17 protein-coding genes and 1 pseudogene are annotated in these 20,302 nt (G+C 67.4%); 9 read left to right on the forward strand and 9 right to left on the reverse strand.

What is annotated here, in order from left to right:
• Positions 1-3: 3 nt before the first annotated feature.
• The 6 genes and pseudogenes from IEW34_RS31050 to IEW34_RS16740 form a co-directional block, all read left to right on the forward strand.
• Positions 4-135: pseudogene (locus IEW34_RS31050) on the forward strand (pimeloyl-CoA dehydrogenase large subunit); the annotation flags it as partial.
• Positions 136-355: 220 nt separating this feature from the next.
• Positions 356-1,108: an acyl-CoA dehydrogenase family protein gene (locus IEW34_RS31055; RefSeq protein WP_308424381.1), complete on the forward strand. Its 753-nt coding sequence runs from the start codon at positions 356-358 to the stop codon at positions 1,106-1,108.
• Between the two features lie 92 nt (positions 1,109-1,200).
• Positions 1,201-2,337, forward strand: a complete 1,137-nt coding sequence (locus IEW34_RS16725) for an acyl-CoA dehydrogenase family protein (protein ID WP_188610361.1) — start codon at positions 1,201-1,203, stop codon at positions 2,335-2,337.
• Positions 2,338-2,693: 356 nt separating this feature from the next.
• Positions 2,694-3,464, forward strand: a complete 771-nt coding sequence (locus IEW34_RS16730) for an SDR family NAD(P)-dependent oxidoreductase (RefSeq protein WP_188610362.1) — start codon at positions 2,694-2,696, stop codon at positions 3,462-3,464.
• Positions 3,465-3,633: 169 nt separating this feature from the next.
• Positions 3,634-4,617: an NADP-dependent oxidoreductase gene (locus tag IEW34_RS16735; RefSeq protein WP_188610363.1), complete on the forward strand. Its 984-nt coding sequence runs from the start codon at positions 3,634-3,636 to the stop codon at positions 4,615-4,617.
• Positions 4,618-4,678: 61 nt separating this feature from the next.
• Positions 4,679-6,364 (forward strand): class I adenylate-forming enzyme family protein, encoded by a 1,686-nt coding sequence (locus IEW34_RS16740; protein ID WP_188610364.1) that lies wholly within the window; start codon positions 4,679-4,681, stop codon positions 6,362-6,364.
• On the opposite strand, the gene IEW34_RS16745 is transcribed toward IEW34_RS16740, so the two are convergent.
• On the reverse strand, positions 6,326-6,892 hold the full coding sequence (locus IEW34_RS16745) for a metallophosphoesterase (protein WP_188610365.1): 567 nt from the start codon (positions 6,890-6,892) through the stop codon (positions 6,326-6,328). The two genes, IEW34_RS16740 and IEW34_RS16745, sit on opposite strands and share 39 nt — an antisense overlap.
• Before the next feature lie 68 nt (positions 6,893-6,960).
• Entirely contained in the window at positions 6,961-7,314 is a 354-nt protein-coding gene (locus tag IEW34_RS16750) for an ArsC family reductase (RefSeq protein ID WP_188610366.1), read from the reverse strand.
• A 265-nt stretch (positions 7,315-7,579) separates the two neighbouring features.
• Here IEW34_RS16750 and IEW34_RS16755 point away from each other — a divergent pair, with 265 nt between their 5' ends.
• Positions 7,580-10,015, forward strand: coding sequence for a CaiB/BaiF CoA-transferase family protein (locus IEW34_RS16755; RefSeq protein ID WP_188610367.1), 2,436 nt, complete (start codon positions 7,580-7,582; stop codon positions 10,013-10,015).
• Between the two features lie 100 nt (positions 10,016-10,115).
• The gene (locus IEW34_RS16760; RefSeq protein WP_188610368.1) at positions 10,116-11,342 is read left to right on the forward strand and encodes an LLM class flavin-dependent oxidoreductase; all 1,227 of its coding nucleotides are present in this window, start codon (positions 10,116-10,118) and stop codon (positions 11,340-11,342) included.
• 202 nt (positions 11,343-11,544) lie between these two features.
• Here IEW34_RS16760 and IEW34_RS16765 read toward each other — a convergent pair whose 3' ends face one another.
• Together IEW34_RS16765 and IEW34_RS16770 are read right to left on the reverse strand one after the other, a co-directional pair.
• On the reverse strand, positions 11,545-12,180 hold the full coding sequence (locus IEW34_RS16765) for a glutathione S-transferase family protein (RefSeq protein WP_188610369.1): 636 nt from the start codon (positions 12,178-12,180) through the stop codon (positions 11,545-11,547).
• Positions 12,181-12,418: 238 nt separating this feature from the next.
• On the reverse strand, positions 12,419-12,907 hold the full coding sequence (locus IEW34_RS16770) for a nuclear transport factor 2 family protein (protein WP_188610370.1): 489 nt from the start codon (positions 12,905-12,907) through the stop codon (positions 12,419-12,421).
• A 76-nt stretch (positions 12,908-12,983) separates the two neighbouring features.
• Here IEW34_RS16770 and IEW34_RS16775 point away from each other — a divergent pair, with 76 nt between their 5' ends.
• A complete protein-coding gene (locus IEW34_RS16775; protein ID WP_188610371.1) occupies positions 12,984-13,925 on the forward strand; it encodes a LysR family transcriptional regulator in 942 nt (313 codons plus the stop codon).
• A gap of 79 nt (positions 13,926-14,004) precedes the next feature.
• On the opposite strand, the gene IEW34_RS16780 is transcribed toward IEW34_RS16775, so the two are convergent.
• The 5 genes from IEW34_RS16780 to IEW34_RS16800 all read right to left on the reverse strand — a co-directional run bounded on the left by IEW34_RS16780 (position 14,005) and on the right by IEW34_RS16800 (position 20,284).
• A complete protein-coding gene (locus IEW34_RS16780; RefSeq protein WP_188610372.1) occupies positions 14,005-14,622 on the reverse strand; it encodes a trimeric intracellular cation channel family protein in 618 nt (205 codons plus the stop codon).
• A gap of 94 nt (positions 14,623-14,716) precedes the next feature.
• On the reverse strand, positions 14,717-15,622 hold the full coding sequence (locus IEW34_RS16785) for a hypothetical protein (protein WP_244642039.1): 906 nt from the start codon (positions 15,620-15,622) through the stop codon (positions 14,717-14,719).
• Between the two features lie 137 nt (positions 15,623-15,759).
• Complete coding sequence (locus IEW34_RS16790) at positions 15,760-16,728, reverse strand: antibiotic biosynthesis monooxygenase (RefSeq protein WP_308424382.1); 969 nt, start codon at positions 16,726-16,728, stop codon at positions 15,760-15,762.
• Positions 16,725-19,457: a molybdopterin-dependent oxidoreductase gene (locus IEW34_RS16795; protein WP_188610374.1), complete on the reverse strand. Its 2,733-nt coding sequence runs from the start codon at positions 19,455-19,457 to the stop codon at positions 16,725-16,727. Before IEW34_RS16795 ends, IEW34_RS16790 begins: the two co-directional genes overlap by 4 nt.
• Positions 19,454-20,284, reverse strand: a complete 831-nt coding sequence (locus IEW34_RS16800) for an FAD binding domain-containing protein (protein WP_188610375.1) — start codon at positions 20,282-20,284, stop codon at positions 19,454-19,456. Before IEW34_RS16800 ends, IEW34_RS16795 begins: the two co-directional genes overlap by 4 nt.
• Positions 20,285-20,302 lie beyond the last annotated feature (18 nt).

Consider the following 20,302-nt stretch of genomic DNA (forward strand, 5'->3'; position numbering starts at 1 on the left):
GAGATGCGGGCCCGGGCGCACCAGGGCTTTCATCCCACCAAGGCGGACATGCAGGAGTGGACGAAAATCCTGCACCGGCGCGGCTGGACCGTGCCGCACTGGCCCAAGGAGCACGGCGGCACCGGGTGGTCGCCGCTGCGGCGCATGATCTTCGACAGCACCTTGGCCGAGATGGACGCCCCCCCCCGGCACGCCCTTCGGGCCGCAGCTGATCGGGCCGGTCGTCATCGCCTTCGGCACCGAGCAGCAAAAGCAGCGCTATCTGCCGCGCATCGCCGACGGCTCGGAATTCTGGTGCCAGGGCTATTCGGAGCCGAACTCGGGCTCCGACCTCGCCTCGCTCAAGACCCGGGCCGTGCGCGACGGCGACCACTACGTCGTGAACGGCCAGAAGATCTGGACCAGCGAGGCTCACTACGCGGACATGATGTTCTGCCTGGTGCGGACCGATACCAGCGGGCCCAAGCAGGGCGGCATCTCGATGCTGCTGATCGACGTCAAGAGCCCGGGCGTCACCATCAAGCCGATCATCAGCCAGGACATGGCCCATTACTTGAACGAGGTGTTCTTCGACGACGTCCGCGTCCCCGTCGAGAACCGCATCGGCGAGGAGAACAAGGGCTGGACCTACGCCAAGTTCCTGCTCGACAACGAACGCACCAGCAGCGCCTATCTCGGCGACAGCAAGCGTGACCTCAAGCGGCTGAAGGAGCTGGCCGCCGAGATGACGCAGGACGGCCAACCGCTCGCTGCCGACCCCGGCTTCGACGAGGAGATCGCCAAGACCGAGATCGATCTCGCCGCGCATGAAATGATGATCTACCGGCTGCTCAGCGGCGCACCCGGCCTCGATCCCGCGGTCGGCGCCTCCATGGTCAAGATCAAGGGCGCGGAGCTGCGCCAGCGCATCTCCAATCTCTGGCTCGATGCCCTGGGCCCGCACGCCCCGCCGCTCTACGGGCCGAAGGCCGAGACCAACTTCGGCTTCGGCATCGACGCCGCGCCGGGTCTGATGTCCCAGTTCCTGATCCGCCGCGCCGTCTCGATCTACGGCGGCACCAACGAGATCCAGCACGGCATCATCGCCAAGCGCGGGCTGCGGCTCTAGCGCCGGGAGGCCACGGCCCGGCGGCGGGAGGCGCGGAACAGCGCGCCCGCCCGTCGGGACAGTCATACGCATGCCATAACCAGGTGACCCCGATGGATCTCATCCCCTCCGAAGAGCTCAGCCAGTTCCGCGCCAGCGTCGAACGGCTCGTGGCGTCGGACTACACGTTCGAGCACTACCGCCGCACGGTCACGACGCGCGGCAGCTTCGATGCGTCCTTCTGGAAGCGCATCGGCGATCTCGGCTGGCTCGGCGCCTGCCTGCCGGAGAGCGCCGGCGGCTATGCCGCCTCGCCCGACGAAACGCTCGTCCTGCTGGAGGCGACCGCCCGCGGCCTGGTGGTCGAGCCGATCCTGGCGGGCCTCGTCGTGCCGAGCCGCGCCGTGCTGGCGGCGGCGCCCGACCGCGCCGGCTCGCTACTCGCGGCCGCGGCGGCGGGCGATACCGCGCTGGCGCTCGCCTGGGCGGAGGCCGACCGGCGCTACGACCTGGCGCCGACCGTGACGCGCGCGCGCCGCACCGGCGCCGGCTGGCAGCTCTCCGGCCGCAAGTTCGCCGTGCTCGGCGCGCCGGTGGCGTCCCATCTCGCCGTCTCGGCGGCGAGCGAGGATGGACCGGTGCTGCTGTGGGTGCCCGCCGGACTACCCGGGGTGGCACTGGCCGAGTTCGTGACGGTGGACGGCCAGCGCGCGGCCGACGTGGTGTTCGACGACGTCGAGCTCGGGGCGGAGGCGTTGCTCGGCTCCCCCCAAGGCGGCCTTGCCGCGCTCGAGGCCGCCTTCGACTGGGGCGCGGCCGGCGCCGCCGCGGAGGCGATCGGCGCCATGGACGCGATCCTCGCCATCACCCTGGAGTACGCCAAGACGCGCCAGCAGTTCGGCCAGACCATTGGCAGCCTCCAGGTGGTGCAGCACCGGCTCGCCGCCATGGCCGTGCAGATCGAATATGCCCGCTCGCTACTGCCGTTGCTCTCGGTCGCGCTAGCCGGCGATGCGGCGCGGCGCGGCGCGCTCGTCTCCGCCGCCAAATGGAAGATCGCCACGGCGGCGCGGCACGTGGCGGCGGACGGCATCCAGCTGCACGGTGGCATCGGCATGACCAACGAGGCGGCGATCAGCCACTATTTCCGCAAGGTACAGGTGCTCGAATACGCCTACGGTGACAGCCGCTACCATCTCGCGCGCTATCGGGCTCGCCGCTCGGGCGACGGCGACCTGCTGGCGGCGTGACGAACGATACAGTGCGCCCCGCGTCGGAGCCGACCCGGTCGGACGCGGCCCGGCCACGCGGTCGGCCGAAGCAGAGACGGCTGCGGTCGCCCCCCGGTGTCCCAGGCACTTCACCGCGGCTTGCGACGTCACGGGATCAGCCGGCTTCCCGAGGTCGAGGGGAGCGGGCCGGACCGGCGCTCGTGCAGGCGTTGTCCGGTCGGCCATGTCCACATCGACGTGGCCGAGGCTCGACAGAGCAAGGACCGGTTCTGCTCTGAACAGCCCTCGCTCGCCAGAACGCGAGGCGCCACACAACGACCCAGGAAGCGGCCCATCCGAACCGGCCGCAGAACGAGTGCGAGGGAGTAAGCGCAATGCCCACATTGTTCGATCTGACCGGCAAGGTTGCGATCATCACCGGCTCGTCCCGCGGCATCGGACGGGCCATTGCGGAGCGCATGGCCGAGCACGGCGCCAAGGTCGTCGTGTCCTCGCGCAAGGCCGGGCCCTGCGAGGAGGTCGCCAAAGTCATCAACGACCGGCACGGTGAGGAGCGCGCCATCGTCGCGCCGGCCAACATCTCCGAGAAGGAGGATCTGCAACGGCTAGTCGATGCCACCATGGCCAAATGGGGCCGGATCGACAGCCTGGTCTGCAATGCCGCGTCCAATCCCTATTACGGGCCGATGGCGGGCATCAAGGACGAGCAGTTCCGCAAGATCCTCGACAACAACATCGTCTCCAACCACTGGCTGATCGCCATGGTGGCGCCGCAGATGCAGGAGCGGAAGGACGGCTCGATCACCATCGTGTCGTCCATCGGCGGCCTGCGCGCCTCGACGGTGCTTGGCGCCTACTCCATCTCCAAGGCCGCCGACCTCCAGCTCGCCCGCAATCTTGCCGCCGAGTTCGGGCCGAGCAACGTGCGCGTCAACTGCATCGCGCCGGGGTTGATCAAGACGGATTTCGCCAAGGCGCTGTGGGACGATCCGGCAACCCTCGAGCGCAGCACGTCGACGGCGCCGCTCAGGCGCATCGGCACGCCGGACGAGATCGCGGGCGCCGCCGTGTTCCTCGCTTCGCCCGCCGGGAGTTTCATGACCGGACAGGCGATGGTCATCGACGGCGGCGTCACGGTCGTCTGAGCGCAAAGAGCCGAGTGGGCGCGGCAGAGGCGGATGCCTCCCGCTCCGCTTCTTGATCTCTGCTTTGCCGATTTCAGCGTGACGGACCCGTTGTCGACCGTCGCCCGTCAGCCCGACGGCGTCGCTGTCTGCCCAACGACATCAACCGCTTTCAACAAAAGGCGACATCATGAGCGAGAGCCGCGAAATACATCTGGTGCGACGTCCCAGCGGCATCCCGGTCGAGGAAGACTTCGCCGTCGTGACCGGTCCATCCCCGGAGCCTGCCGAAGGTGAGGTTCAGCTCCAGGCGGTCTTCGTCTCCGTCGACCCCTACATGCGCCCGCGTCTCGACGCCGACCAACCCCTCAACGCCCCTATGCTCGGCGGCGGCATCGCACGCGTCATCAAGTCTCGTCATGCAAGCCTCCGAGAGGGGCAGCTTGTGCGTCATGCACTAGGGATGAGGGAACGCTTCGTGTCCAACGGCGCGGGGCTCACCGCGCTGAACCCCGATCCGTCCCTGCCCCTCAGCGTCTACATGCATGCGCTCGGGATGACCGGCCTGACCGCTTACGCTGGTCTGCTCGAAGTTGGCGCTTTGAAGAACGGCGAGCAGGTATTCGTCTCCACCGCCGCTGGCGCCGTGGGATCGGTTGCGGCCCAGATTGCAAAGATCAAGGACTGCTATGTCGTGGGATCGACGGGATCGGAGGACAAGGCGGAGTGGCTTCGCACCACGGCGGGGCTAGACGCCGTCATCAACTACAAAGCAACGCCTATCGCAGCGGCTTTGCAGGCAGCGACTCCAAAAGGGATCGACGTTTACTATGAAAATGTCGGAGGCGATCATCTGGACGCAGCGCTGACACGAATGAATCTGCGCGGCCGAATTCCCGTCTGCGGCATGATTTCAACCTACAACGGAGGTCACGACGGTGTTCGAAACCTCTTCAACGTGATCTACCCGCGCATTCGGATCGAGGGCTTCCTGGTCGGCGACTTCGGCCACTTGAACGAGCGGTTCATCGAGGACATGACGGCGTGGATCAAGTCGGGCCGGATCAAGTATCAGGAGACCATCCTCGATGGCTTCGCGCGCGCACCAGAGGGCCTGATAGGTCTATTTCGAGGATACAACAGTGGAAAGATGCTGATCCGGGTGGCGGATTGAAGGAAGCGCACAGCCCGGGGCGATCCTGCTCGCCAGTGCTCCCGATCCAAGGGTTCCAGAGATGAATCGAAGCGAAGCCTTGGCGAGCCTCACGGCGGTGGGCCAGCCCTACGAGCTGGTCGAGCTCGACGTCCTGGGCCGGCGCATCCGCGCCTTTCGCAACGGCCCACTGAACTTGCGCGAGCTTTTTGAGGCCGCCCAGAGCGAGAGGACATTCCTCGTCTACGAAGACGAGCGCATGTCGTTCGCCGAGTTCTGGCAACGCGCCCATCGGTTCGCGGGACTGCTCCGCGACCGATACGGGGTGCGCCGGGGTGATCGTGTCGCGATCGCGCTTCGCAATTACCCGGAGTGGATGATCGCCTTCGCGGCAGCCGTCTCTGCCGGCGCGATCGCCGTGGCCATGAACGCACTGTGGACACGCGACGAGATCGCTCACGCCATCGACGACTGCGAGCCCAAGGTTCTCGTGGTCGACTGGGAGCGGCTGGAGCGGCTGCCCGCCGAGGGACCGCGCTCAGCGCCCGTCGTGCTCGTCGCGCGCAACCGATCGGCCTTGCCGGCTTGGGCGATGCCGTTCCCTCCGTTTGCCGACACATCCCCCGATGCCACGGCGGCGACGCTGGGCGACATCGCGCCCGATGACGATGCGATCATGCTCTACACGTCGGGATCGACCGGGCATGCGAAGGGCGTGCTGTCGACGCATCGGGCCGTGCTGAGCGCCCTCCTCTCCTGGGAACTCGACGGCGCAGTGGCGGTCCTGACGGGCATCGCAGAACGTCCCTCCGCCGAAGCGCCGCAAACCGCCGCCCTGCTCGCCATCCCCCTGTTTCATGTCACCGGCCTGCACGCCGTGTTCCTGTCGGCGGTCCGCGCGCAGCGACGCGTCGTCTCGATGTACAAGTGGGATCCGGCCGTGGCAGCCACGCTGATCGAGCGGGAGCGCGTCACCAGCCTCATCGCGCCGGCCGCGGTGACCGGCGACCTCGTGACCTATGCGCGGCGCACGGACCGCGACCTGAGCTCGCTCGAGATCGTCGGGGGCGGAGGCGCGCCTCGCGCGCCCGAGCAGGTCCGCGCCATCGACGCGGTGTTTGCAAAGGCTGCACCAGCCACGGGCTGGGGAATGACGGAAACCAATGCGATCGGCGCCGGCCTGGCCGGGCCCGACTACCTCGCCCACCCCGAGAGCTCGGGCCAAAGCTCCGCCGTCCTCGATTTGCGCATCGTGGCGGCCGACGGCCAGGTGGTGGGCCCGGGCGTCAGCGGCGAGCTGCAGGTGAGGGGCGCCTCCCTCATGCGGGGCTACTGGCGGCGCCCGGAGGCCAACCGCGAGGTCTTCCAGGACGGCTGGATGCGAACCGGCGACGTGGCGACGCTGGATGGCGACGGCTTCGTCTACATTGTGGATCGCATCAAGGACCTGGTGATCCGCGGCGGCGAGAACATCGGCTGCGGCGGCGTCGAAGCCGCCCTGCTCGAACATCCGGACGTTCTCGAGGTCAGCGTCTACGGCGTGCCGGACGATCGGCTGGGCGAGGAGGTGGGCGCAACCGTCTTCGTCAGAGCTGACGTCGACCCGGCGCATTTCGAGCCGTTCCTGGAAGGCCGCCTGCCCAGGCACGAACGGCCTCGCTACGTGCACGTCGTTCTCGCACCGCTGCCCCGCACGGCCTCGGGAAAGATCGCCAAGCGGCAGCTGCGGTCAGAGGCTCTCATCCGGCTGGGTCTTGCCGATTCGTAGGCGGCGCGGCTTTGCCTCACCCCCTCGCCACCGCCCTCGCGACGCCAGAATGGTAGCGAGATCGACCGGACGGAAGCCGAACACGTCGACGCCGACGTCATACTGACGCGGCATCGCCGCCAGCTTGCCGTGGGAGTGACCATGCAGGTCGAGAACACCGCGGCCCATGTGGTTCCAAGTGCGGAACGGATAGTGGCAGAGCACGAGCCGACGCCCGTCGATGTCCAGCTCCGCGTAATGCTGCACGCTGGCCCAGCCGGGAGCTTGAAGGGTGGCTGCCCCGTCGTTGTTGCCGACCATGAGGTGCTTGGTGCCGTTCAGCCGGTCGAGGAGGGCCTGTGGACGCGTTGGCGGACGCCCCAGGGCGAAGTCGCCGAGGTGCCAGACGACATCGTCCGGCGCCACGGCCGCGTTCCAGCGGGCGATCAGATCGTCATCGTGCTCCGCCAGAGAGCCGTAGGGCCGCCGGTCGAGGCGCAGGACGCGCGGATCCCCGAAATGCGTGTCGCTGGTGAAGAGGGTGGGCATGGCCCGTCACCCCGCGCCGACGGCTTGCGCGCAGCGACGCCGTCGCGGCCCGCGAGCCCGTTGCCCGCTCAGAGCAGCGCCCTTTCGTAGTCGGCCGGCCGGAAGCCGACGAGCAGGCGGCCGTCAACGTCGAGCACGGGCCGCTTGATCATGGAGGGCTGGGCCAGCATCAGTGCCACTGCCTTGGCCTCCGTCAAGTCCTCTCGATCCCCCTCCGGCAGTTTGCGGAACGTCGTGCCGGCACGGTTGAGCAGCACCTCCCAGCCGAGCTCGCGGGCCCAATTCTCGAGCCGACCGCGGTCGATGCCGGACGCCTTGTAGTCGTGGAACGCGTAGCCGATGCCATGGCCGTCGAGCCAGGCGCGCGCCTTCTTCATCGTGTCGCAATTCTTGATGCCGTAGATCGTCACAGCCGTGGCCATCGTCATCCCGGGGTCAGCCCATGATCGCGGGTCGCTTGGTGGCACAATCGCCGCGCCGACACACGTGGAATCGGCGGAGACCGCCGTCGCTGTAGCCGCGGGGCGCAGGGACCGCGATGGCAGTATTCGCGCCCAGCCATGCAAATAACGCCAAGCTACGCCCCCCTCAGCGCGCTTGCGGCGGGCCGTCGTCTCGCCCAGCATCGCCCAAAATGATGACGGTCGCCGCGGCGGCCCGAAGTTCATGGCGCCGGGAGCGAAACGAATGCCATTGTCACACCTGCACGTGGTCGAGATCGGCAGCTCTCCGGCATCCGCCTATTGTGCCCGCATGTTTGCGGATTTCGGAGCGCGGGTGAGCAAGGTCGAACCGCCGGGGGGCGACACGCTGCGCCGCGCAGCACCGCTGACGCCCGCCGGCCACAGCGCCTGGTTCGCCTTCCTGAACGTCGGTAAGGCGAGCGTGATGATCGACGCGGGCGCCCCCGATGCCGCGGCCCGGCTCGCGGCACTCATCGCCGACTGCGACATCCTCGTCGACGGCCGTGACATCGATGGCGCGCAGTGTCCCGCGCTCGACATTGCTGCCGCCAAGGACCGGAACCCCGGCCTCATTCATGTGGAGGCCAGCTGGTTCGGCAAGAGCGGACCCTACGCATCGTACAAGGCCACGGACACGGTGGTTCGGGCGCTTGCCGGCACGATCAAGCTGACCGGTGCGGTGGATGGTCCGCCCACATTCGCGCCGGATTTCCAGGCCGGCATCATGGCCGGCCTCTGGGCCTATATCGCCGCGTCAGCGGCGGTCGTCAGCCGCTCCATCGACGGCCGAGGGCGCACCAATACCGTCAGCATCTTCGAGGCAAACCTGGCCGTCAGCGAATACGTGATGTTCGAAGCCTTCACCCACGGCGACGTCATGCGCCGCATCGGGCTCAACCGCTTCTGGCCGACCTTCCCAGTCGGCATCTACGAAGCCAGCGAGGGCTGGGTGGGCGTCACCACGGTGACACCGGCCCAATGGCGGTCATTCTGCGACATGCTGGGGCTCATCGAGTTGCGCGACGACCCGACGCTGGTCATCGGAGTCGATCGCTTCGCGCGGATGGAGGAAATCGAGGCCACGTTCATTCCCAAGCTGAAAACGCGCACGGCGCACGAGTGGTTCGCCGAGGGACTGCGGCGGAACATCCCGATCGTCGTCGTGCCCGCCGTGGGCGAACTCATCGCCAACGCCGAAGCGCGCGCCCGCGGCGCCATCGTGCCCATCGCCGCGGGCGAAGAGGCAGGGTTCGCCGTCGGCTCGACGCAGCGCCTCACCGCAACCCCGCCCCGCCGGGGCGGACGCGTGCCGGCGCTCGGCGAACACGTCGAGACGACGACGGTGCAGCCACCGCGCGAACGGCCAGCGGCCCATGCGGTCAGCATTCCGCGCCTGCCCCTCGAGGGCATCCGCGTGGTCGACTTCTCGATGGGTTGGGCCGGCCCCGTCGCCACGCGCACGCTCGCCGACCTCGGCGCCGACATCATCAAGATCGAATCGTGCCAGTACGCTGACTGGTGGCGCGGCGTCGACCGGCGCCCCGCTTACGTGGCGGGGCGGGAATACGAGAAGATGGCGCGCTTCTGCATCATGAACCGCAACAAGCGCGGCATCACGCTCGACCTCACGCAGCCGGACGGCGTGCGGCTGGCCAAAGCGCTCATTGCCACGGCCGACCTCGTCGTCGACAACTACTCCGTCGAGGTGCTGCCCAAGCTCGGCCTCGGCTACGAGGTGCTTGCCGCGATCAATCCGCGGCTCGTGGTGATGTCGATGTCGGCGTTCGGCTCGGGCAGCGTCCACAGGACCTGCCGTGGCTACGGCTCGACCCTGGAGCAGGCATCGGGCCTGCCGACCGTGGTCGGGGCGCCCGGCCAGCCGCCGATCATGAGCCAAGTCGCCTTCGGTGACGCCGTCGGCGGCCTCAATGGCGCCTGCGCGGCACTGACCGCGCTCATTCACGCCCGGCGCACCGGCCAAGGCCAGTTCATCGATCTCTCGATGATCGAGTGCATGATGCCCTTCGCCGCGCCGTGGCTCACGGTCCATTCCGTCGACGGCAAACCGCCCACCCGCTACGGCACGCGCCACCCCGACCTCGTTCCCCATGGCTGCTTCCGCTGCGCCGGCGCCGACAGCTGGCTGGTGGTCGCCGTCAGCGACGACGCTATGTGGCCGAAGCTGTGCCGTGTGCTCGGCCGCGACGACTGGGCCAGCGATGGAGCGCTGGCGACCGCGTCCGGCCGCCGTGACCGCGAGGCCGAGATCGAGGCGGCCATCGCCGCCTGGGCTGCCGCGCGCAGCGACGTCGAGGCGTTGCAGGCGCTTCAAGCAGCCGGAGTCGCCGCAGGCGCGGCGCGGCTGCCGATCGAGCTGCTGAGGGACCCCCAGCTGCTGGCAACCGGCTTCATCCAGGAGGTCGATCGGCCGTTCATCGGCCGCCATCCGCAGCCCTCTACCGCCTTTCGCGAGGGCGACGCGCCGTTTCCCGTGCGCAGGGCGCCGCCCACTCTCGGCCAGCACAACCGGGAGGTGCTGGGCGGCTTGCTCGGCCTCACCGACGCCGAGCTCGCGCGGCTGGCGCAGACCGGCATCATTGGCACCGAGATGCTGGCCGAGACCCAGATCAACCGCCGGCGCGATCAGGCGGCGGGATGATCTTGCGGCCTGGCGGGCCGCGTTGGCTGGCCGCGCGCCGCAGAACATGTTCTAAGCCTCTCCGAACCGAAACCGGCAAGAATTCGATTGGGAAACGCACATGGCACGCATGCGATTTGGAGCTTTCCTCGCCCCCCATCACCCGATCGGCGAACATCCGATGCTGGTGTTCCGCAGCGATCTCGACCTCGCCGCCCACCTCGACCGGCTCGGCTTCGACGAATTCTGGTGCGGCGAGCACCACTCGTCCGGTTGGGAGATGATCGCTTCACCCGAGATGTTCCTGGCCGCGGCCGGCGAGCGGACGCACCGCATTCGGCTCGGTACCGGCGTCGTCTCCCTGCCCTACCATCACCCCTTCAACGTCGCCCAGCGCATGGTGCAGCTGGACTGGATGACGGGCGGACGGGCCATCTTCGGCTCGGGCCCGGGGGCGCTCGCTTCCGACGCACACACCTTCGGCATCGACCCTATGGTGCTGCGCGACCGTCAGGACGAGGCGCTCGGCGTCATCCTGCGCCTCTTCCGCGGCGAGCGTGTCACCTACGAGGGCGACTGGTTCACCCTGCGCAACGCCAAGCTCCAGCTGCTGCCGCAACAGGAGGAGATGGAGTGCGCGGTGGCGAGCCAGGTCAGCCCCTCGGGCATGACGCTCTCCGGCAAGCACGGGGTCGGCATCATCTCGCTGGGCTCCATGTCGACCGAGGGACTGCTCTCGCTGCCGACACAGTGGGGCTTTGCCGAGGATGCTGCGAAGGCGTCCGGCAAGTCCATCGATCGCAAGAACTGGCGCGTGCTGATGACCTGGCACATCGCCGAAACGCGCGAGCAGGCGCGCGACGAGGCGGCCAAAGGCCTGATGCGCTGGCACAACGAATACACGGTGGGCACTTTGATGCGCCCCGGCATGACGGCCTACAAGAGCCCCGAGGAGGCGGTGGAGCAATACGCCTGGGCGGAGGGCACGAGCGCCGTCATCGGCACCCCCGACGACCTCGTCGCCGGCATCAAGAAGCTGATCGACCTCTCCGGGGGCTTCGGCACCGTGATCGGCTTCGCCCACGACTGGGCCAACCGCCAGAACACTCAGAAGAGCTGGGACATGGTGGCGCGCTACGTGGTGCCCGAGATCAACCGCTATTGCGAGGGCCTGCACACGTCGCGGCAATACGTCATCGACCACCGCGAGGCGTTCGAGCGCGCCGGCGCGGCAGTGCTGTCGAAGATCATGGCCAACGAGAAGGCGGCGGCCGCCTTCGAGGTGACCCAGGCGATGAACGCGCCCATCCCGACGCCCAGCGCGCCGGATTTTCGGCGCAAGGCGTAGTCCGAAGTGCATATCCCGCCGCGCATGGGGCGCCGAGCGGTGATGGATTTGCTGAGTGGATGGGATGGCCGGGGTCAAGCCCGACCATCCATCACCTTGAAGAATCGAGCTAGAGCGTTTTCGGGCGAAGTGGACGCCGGTTCGCGCGAAGAAAGCGCGACCAAACAAATGATCTAAACGTTCCCGGTCCTTGTGCAGCCCTCTATGCCGGATAGGCCGTCGCGGAGGCGCTGGGCCGTTCCCGGATGCGCTCGAACCAGGCCCGCAGGTTGGTGGCCTCGGCGGGCAGGTTGGAGCCGCCCGCCGGCGCGCGGAACGCCATGAAGCAGTACAGCACGATGTCGGCGAGCGTGTAGCGGTCGCCGCAGATGTAAGTCCGCCCGGCCATCTGCTGGTCGAGCCAGAGCACGCGATCGGTGACGATGGCGTTCAGTTCCTTGGCGGCGGGCACTGACAGGAGCTTGATCTTGTCGATGTAGAAGTCGCGCGCCATGGTGGCCCGGCCGGCGCGCGAACGACCCTCCAGGATGTTGAGATCGATGCGGCGCATCCACATGCGTGTCTCGGCCCGTTCGCCGGCCGTGCGCCCGACCAGGGCCGGCTCGGGAACGATCTCCTCCAGATATTCGCAGATCGCGGTGATCTCGCAGATCACCTGGCCATCGTCGGCCTCGAAGGCCGGCGTCTGCATCATGACGTTGACGCGGTCGCCGTAGGGCGTGCGACGATGCTCCGAGCCCATGACGTCGACCTCCACCAGGTCGAGCGTGATCCCCTTCTCGGCCGCGAACATTCTGACGGCGTGCGGATTGGGGCCGAGCGAATTGTAGAGCTTCATGTGGTCCTCCCAGAGCCATAGGGCCTCAAGGCCGCCTTGTGGGCGATGCTCGGCCAGGGAACAAGCCGATCATCGTGCCCCTCGCAGCCACCACGATGTGCTCACCCTGGCAATAGCTTAACGGCTGCAAATGATAGGAAGCCAAGCGACCGGCATGCAGAGCGCTTCCTGACCGGTAGACCAGCTCCGGAACGCAGGGCTTCCGCTTCGAAGGCATGGCTCAGGGAGTCGAAATTCGTCACGCCGCGTCGCCTCGCGCCAGTGCGGCCGCCTGCTTCAGGCTGATGCCCCTTACGAGTGGATCGGCATGGCGATGCGCCAGCCGCCACGCCGAACCTTCGCGGCGATACACCAATGTGACGCGCAACGGCCAATCTTGGGTTGGGAGACCGCCGACCTCGACGTTTTGCCACTCGATGATGGCGAGGACCGCCATATCGGCGCAGCTGTAGGACTGCACCAACTCCTGCCCGAAGACGCCGTTCCTGAAGAATTTCCCCATCGCCTGCCACCGCTCATCCGTCATGTCGGAGGCGTGCGTAGGCGCTCCGCCGAATGGAGACATCAGGGTGAAATCATCGGTGTGCGTGATCAGCTCGCGATATCTGTCAACGTCGCCGCGCATCAGCGCGGCGTTGGCGTCGGACGATTGCCGGATGAGAATAGCGGTCGCTTCGTCGTTGTCCGCGGGGGCTCTGGCAAAGAGCGAACGTCGTGAGGTTGGCATGAGGTCCTCCAGTTGTAGCCACAGAGGAGACTTCGCTCGTGAAGGTCATGCGAGCTAGTGATATGATTTCAGAGATATGCTGAACGAGATTGATCTCTCACGCGCCGACCTCAACCTTCTGGTCGTGTTCGATATGGTCATGCAGGAGCGCCACGTGGGGCGGGCGGCGGAGCGCCTGAATCTCTCGGCCTCTGCCGTCAGTCATGGGCTCGGCCGACTACGGCAGCTGCTCAAAGACCCGCTCTTCCTTAGAACCCCTAAGGGCGTGGTCCCGACGATGCGCGCCCTCGAACTCGCCGCACCGGTCGCCGACATCCTTGCCAGGGTGAGGAGCGTCGTTTCGACCGCTGCGCCGTTCGACCCGGCCACGTCCACACGCCGCTTCACAATCGGCGCCCCTGACGGTGTCTCCAGCGTGGTCCTGCGCCCACTTCTGGCTGAACTGACGCGGGCCGCCCCCCGCATCGATATTGGCGTGCATCAGATCTTGCCGTCGCCAGCCCGCGTGTGGCGCTCGGCGATTGCTGACGTCGAAGCCGGGACGATGGATCTCGCGATCATTCCATCCGACGATATTCCGCCGCGCTTTCACCGGCGCTGCGTGTACGAGGAGGATTTCGTCATCGCCGTGCGCGCTGGACATCCGTTCGCGGACGATCCCAGCTTGGAGCGATACTGCGAAATGCAGCATCTGGTGGTGTCGCACAGCGGCGACCCTCATGGCTTCGTTGACGAAATTCTGGCGGAGCAGGGCCGGTCGCGACGGACCGCGCTGACTGTCCCGAACTTTATGCTGGCGCTTGCCGTCATCGCCGAGACCGACCTCGTCTCGGCTCTGCCGAGGCGGTTCGTCGCCACGTACGCGGCTCGGTTCGGGGTCTTGGGACTGGACCCGCCGCTGGCCCTTCCGCAGTTCCGGCTCAACGCCCTGATGCCGAAGGTCGCGATAATGGATGCCGGCTTGGCCTGGCTCTTCGAGCACGTCGCGCGTGCGGAGCAAACCGCCCCGAAGCGATAAGGGCGCTCGCCCTCGCTGTGCCATCCTTCTTAGCCGAACCGCCTTCATCCGTCACAGGCGCGCGGGGCTGCTGCGCTTGTCAGTGCCAATCCTGCGTGTAGACGAACTTCGGCATGTTCCAGCCGTAGCGGATGGCCAGCAGCCGCAGCGTCAGGCCGACGGCCATGGCGGCGATCATCACCGGATCGTGCGGGAGCCCTGCCGCCAGCCCGCCGACGTAGATGCCGCCGGCGACGACCGAGACGCTGGCGTAGAGCTCACTGCGGAACAGCAGCGGCACATCGTTGCAGAGCACATCGCGCAAAACGCCACCGACGCAGCCGGTGATCATGCCCGACATGATGACGATGAGGACCGGCAAGCCAAGCTCGAACGCGATATTGCAGCCGATGACGGTGAACACGACCAGGCCGATGGCATCGAGCACGAGAAAGACGTGGCGCAGGCGATGCATGATCCGGGCGATGGCGATCGTCAGCAGCGCCGCGCCCGCCGTCACCGCCAGATAGTAGGGATGCTGGACCCACGACAGCGGATAGTGGCCGAGGAGCACGTCGCGCACCGAGCCACCACCGAGCGCCGTGATGCAGCCGAGCAGGCAGACCCCGACCCAATCCATGCTGCGCCGGCCCGCCGCCAGGGCGGCGGTCATGGCCTCGGCAACGATCGCGATCAGATAGAGAACATGAAAGAGCATGGCCCTTGGTCCGCTCGCCGAGCCGCCCCGAGCGGCTTACCGACCGCCCCATAGCCCAGGGTGTTGCGGCGCGGCAATCGACTCGCGCGCGGCGTCAGAAGACGAAGCTGACTCCGGCGACCCAGGACTGCTCGGTGCAGGAGCCGCGCGCGTAGGGATCGACCGCTGCCGTGCACGTGTTCGACCTCGTGTGATCGAGGCCGAACTTGTTCTGCCAGTAGCGATAGGCTCCCCACACCTCGATGCGATGGGCCTGGGCCGGCCCCCAGAGCGAGCGGCTCACATCCCAGGTGAGGCGCTGCTCGCTGTTGAATTCTGTCTTGGTGTTGAGGTTGCCGGGAATGGAGATGCTGGTCCCCGCGCCCTTGGGACCGACCAGCGCGGCGCGCCCGCTGAGCGACAGCGGCAGATACGCGGGCAGGAAGCCCAGGTCCATATGGTAGTTGGCCTCGACGCTCCACGTCGGCCGAAAGTCCGCGTCCCCGCTCCACACGCCGATGCCGTTGTTGAACACCGGCTTCAGGAATTCGTTGTGGTTGATCTCCTTGTAGGCGAGTGCCGCCACGTTGAGGATGCCGCCGTAGGGCAGCCCGAAGTTGAGCTGCACCCCCACCACGCCGCTGCGCTTCTGGCCCGAGGCGGAGTTGTTGTCGAAGTTGGCGTCTCCGCCGATCTCCAGCGAGACGTTGCGCAGCGGCCCGAAGCTGAACGCCTTGGTGCCGAACAGCTCGTTCAAGCCGACGGTGCTGCGGAAGAAACCATAGATCTCGGTGGCGCCGGGACAGGTATCGTCCTCGCACTTGCGTATTGGATCGCGGGTGTCGGACTTGAGCACGTCCACGTTGACGAGATTGGTGCCGTAGGCCCAGGCGTCGATGTGGGTGAAGCTGAAGACGCTCTTGGCTGTATTGCCCGAGCCGGGATTGGTGGCGGTGAAGATGTATGAATAGCTGAAGCGGTTCTGGTTGAACGAGAAGAACGGGGCCGGATCGGGAGCCATACCGCCCGCAGCAGGCCTCTCAGCGGCGATCGCGCCACCGGCCACGCCGGCAAAGCATAGAGCCGCAGCCGCGAAGATCAACCGCAATGGCATGCATAGTCCTTGCAGTTAGAGTTCCGCAGGCCGCAGGACAGGCGTCAACTCACCCGAATAAAGACACCGATCATGACGAGATAGAGCGCAGCTAGAATCGCGGCGCCGCGCCAGTCGACTTGCGTCGATGGTCGCGCGGGACTGAGCCACCAGCCGAAGCGGCGGCTGATCCAGGGCACCAGGTAGGTCAGCAACAGTACGCTCGCGACATTGCCGATGAAGAGCGCGAGCGGAAAGGACAATCCCATCCGCCCCACGAGCAGCGGGCTCTGCACCGCAAATCCGAACAGAAAGACGACGGGGTAGAGCATGAGCAGAACGAGCATGTTCTGCTTCCACACCGCCTGCGGCGGCTGGCCTTTATCCGGTTCGGGGAACCACTGATCGAAGCCGGCACGCGCCACGCGGGCGTGAAACTCCTCGGTGAAGGCGTCGGCCTCCGCGAGAAGCATCTTGCGCTGTGGCGACTCGAGCCAGGCGTTGAGGTTGGCCTCCGAGTCGAAGCGCAGGATCGACAGCCAGTCCTCCTGCACCCCGGGGATCGGCGGCTCAAAGCGGTAGCCCTGGAAGCCCGGCGCCTTGCACTGGGCCGCGGCAATGCGCTGCTCCCAGGCGCGATAGGCCTTCTCCTGACCGGGCTTGATGCGAGTCGAAATCACTGCCGAGACCGGCGCCGGCAGCACGCCGCTGCTACCGTCCGGCACCACGTGCACGTCGTCGCGCCCGACGAGCATCGACTGCGCACCATTGATGCGGGCCATGCGCTCCGGCGAGTTGAGCCAGCCGATAGCGGCCGCGCTGTTCGCGAACCGCTGCAGGATCACCCAGTCGACCTGCGCCGGTGGGCTCGGCCGCATTACCGTCTGGCCCAGGAACCCCGGCAGCGCGGCGATCATGGCGCTGGTCTGCTCCTGCCAGACCGCGAAGGCATCGTCGAAGCCCGGCTGCACCCGTGTCTGGGTGACGATGGTGACGGCACCGGGCACGGGGGGCTGAGGCGACGGAGCGTTCACGGCCGATCCTGCGCCGGGGCGGCGTCCCGCGGGCGACAGCCCTGCAGCCGATCGAAGATGCGGTCGGGGGTGAAGGGCAGAGTTGCAAAGCGCACGCCGGTCGCATCGAGGAGCGCGTTGGAGATCGCCGGCGCAATCGGGTTGATGGCGCTCTCGCCCTGGGCCTTGGCGCCGAGCGGACCGATGCTGTCGTACGTGTCGGCGAACAGGATCTGGGTGCGCGGCACGTCGGCGAAGCTCGGGATGCGGTAGTTGCGCAGCGCCGCATTCTTCATGTGGCCGCTGTCGTCGTAGTCCATGTGCTCGGTCAGCGCCCAGCCCAGGCCCATTGCGATCGAGCCGTCGATCTGTCCTCGGCATTGCTGCGGATTGATCAGCCGGCCGATATCGGCGGCGTGCACGCTCTGCAGGATCTCGATGTCGCCGGTCACCCGGTGCACGGCGAGACGGATGCCCTGCACGTTGAAGGCGACCGTACGCGGTGCCAGGTAGGCCTTACGCTTGGCCTGGAAGCGATGGCCGGCTGCCGTGCCCTCTGCATACAGCTCGGTGAGGCCAATGCGCTTGTTCCCGGCGACGACGGCACCATCCTCCATCGTCCAGTCATCGAGCGCGGTTCCGGTGCTGCGCGCCGCATAGGCGAGAATGTTGTGGCGCAGCGCCGTGGCCGTCAACGTCACCGCCTGGCCGGCGACGACGGTGCCTGTCGAGGCGAAGGTACCGGTGTCGTAGGGCGTCTTGTCGGTGTCGGCGTTGATGATGTCGATGTCCTGGGCGCGCGAGCCGAGCACGCCGGCGGCCAGCTGGCGGTGAGAGGTGACGGAGCCGTTGCCCATCTCGGTCGAGCCCACCGCGAGGTGGAAGCGGCCGTCGGGCAAGAGTTCCATGGTGGCGCCAGAGCGATGCTCGGTCGGCGGACCGGACTCCAGCATGGTTAGCGCAACGCCGCGCCCCTCCAGCCAGTCCTCTCCGTCGGGTCTGGCGCGGCCGTCGCCTGTGGCCAGCGCCTCCTCCACCAGATCCAGGCATTGGTCGAGGCCGTAGCTGCCGAAATCGACATCGGAAACCTCGTCCCAGATCGATTCGATCCAGTCGTTTGGCCGCACCATATTCAGGCGCCGCATGGCGAACGGATCGAGCTTCAGCAGGCTGGCGAGATCATCGACGGCGCATTCGATGGCGAAGGTGGTCTGCGACGAGCCGTAGCCGCGAAAGCCGCCACCGGGGATCATATTGGTATAAACGGCGAAGCCGTCCGCCTTCTTGTTGGCGCAGCGGTACATGGCGATCGGGCTGGCGAGCGACGCCGCCAGCGTCTCGCCGGAGTGGCCGCCATAGGCCCCGGTGTTGGAGACGACGCGTACCTCGATGGCGGTGAGGCGCCCGTCCGCCTTGGCACCGAGCTTCACGTGCGTCGTCATCTGGTGGCGGGTGGTCGCCGCGATGAACTGCTCCTCGCGGGTGTATTCCCACTTCACCGGACGGCCAATCCTCAGGGTGGCCAGGACGCAGAGGTCCTCGGAGATGACCTCCTGCTTGCCGCCGAACCCGCCGCCGACACGCTCGGTGAACACATGCAGGTTGCGCGCCGGGATGTCGAACAGGTGGCTGAGCTTCTGCTGGGCGATGAATGGCGCCTGCGAACTGGTGCGCACGTGAATGCGGCCATCGTCGCCCCGCCACGCGATCGAGCCGTGCGTCTCCAGATGCACGTGCTGCACGCGGGAGGTGGAATAGGTGTGCTCGTGCACCGCGTCCGCCTCGGCGAACCCCCTGGCGACGCTGCCGACCTCGCCGTGGATCTCGGCATAGATGTTGCCGTGGGCCTCGCCGCCCTTGGTATGCAGGATAGGCGCACCCGGGCTCATGGCTTCGACGGGGTCGAACACCGCCGGCAGCGGCTCGTAGGTGACGACGAGCGCCCGGCAGCCGGCCTCGGCCGCGGCCTCGGTCTCGGCCACGACGGCCGCGACCCGCTGGCCGACGAAGCGGACGATATCATCGAGCATGTAGGTGTCGTCGGGGTCGACCAGATGGTCTTCGTGCGTCGCCGTGCTGTAGAGCTTGCGCGGCACATCCTCCCAGGTGAACACCTCAAGCACGCCCGGCACGGCCAGGGCGGCGCGGCGATCGATGCTGACGATGCGGGCATGGGCGTGGGGCGAGCGCAGCACCTTGAGGTGCGCCAGGTCGGCCACCGCGACGTCCATCGTGTAGCGCGCTTGGCCCGTGACGATGCCTGGACCGAACGGGTTGGGCAGGTTCGCGCCGCAGGCGCTGCCGGCGATGTCCTCGCCCACGTTGACGACGCCGTGGATGGCATCGTCAATGGACCGATAGCCGGTGCAGCGGCACAGGTTGCCCTTGAGGTTGCGCGGCAGGTCGGCGCGCTGCTCGCCGTCGAGCGCTGCGACGGTCATGATCATGCCGGCGGCGCAGAAGCCGCATTGAAACGCGGCGGCATCCAGGAAGGCTTGTTGGACGGGATGCAGTTCGTCGCCTCGGGCCAGTCCCTGGATGGTGGTGACCTCGCGACCCGCAGCGCGAAACGCTGGCATCAGGCAAGAATGAATCGGCTCGCCGTCGACCCATACGGTGCAGGCGCCGCAGTCTCCCTGATCGCAGCCCTTCTTGACGCCGAAGTCGCCACGCTCGCGCAGAAATGTGCGCAGGCACTGGCCAGGCCGCGGCTCTGCCGAGAAGGAGCGGCCATCGACGGAATAATTCATGCGCGCGACTCCAGTGCGGCCAGCTCCGCGCGAATTTCTTCGGCGAAATGGTAGGTCAGATGTCGGCGATAGGCGGGCGCGCCGTTCACGTCGTCGAAGAAGCCGTCCTGCTCGACCGCCGCGTCGATGGCGCGGCGCAAGGTGGCCGCATCGGGCATGTGGTCGAAGCGGAGCTGCAGGGGCCTGGGCGTCGCAGCGGTGATGGTCAGCAGCAGGTCCGTGCCCCGCCGCGACGTGCCGACCACCAATGTCGCCGAGCGTCCCTGGTGGACCAGTGACGAGCGGCGGAACGCGAAGTTCCTGGCAAGGGCCGATGCCGGCAGGTGGATGCTGCGCAGCAGTTCGCCCGGCGCCAGGACGTTGGCGTGATTGCCGGTGACGAAGCCGAGCGCCGGCAGCGTGCGCTCCTTGCCGTCCCGAGGCCAGAGCGTGTAGGTGCCTTCGAGCGCGACTGTCAGCGAAATCATGGCGCCGGCCGGAAGCGACATGCAGATGTTACCGCCGACGCTCGCCTCATTGGCCACCTTGAACGACATCAGCAGGGCGCGGCAGCAAAGCGACAGCAGCGGCCCGGCGACCCATTCGGGCGGCGGCACGAAACGGTCGAGCTCGCGGATGCGCGCCGTCGCCGCGATCTCGAGCCCGTCCGCCGTCACGGCCAGCGACGGCCAGTCGAATGCCCTGAGATCGAGCAGCGTGTCGAGGTTGGGCTGCGGCTCGGAGAACAGCCAGGTGCCACCCGACAACCAGGCCAGGCCCGGGCGCCAATGCGTGACGTCGGCCGGCCGGCGCGGCCGTTCGATCGCTCGAATTGTATTGATGTCCATGTCCGATGCCGTCTTTAT

It is taken from the genome of Chelatococcus reniformis (assembly GCF_014640075.1).
GTDB lineage: Bacteria > Pseudomonadota > Alphaproteobacteria > Rhizobiales > Beijerinckiaceae > Camelimonas > Camelimonas reniformis.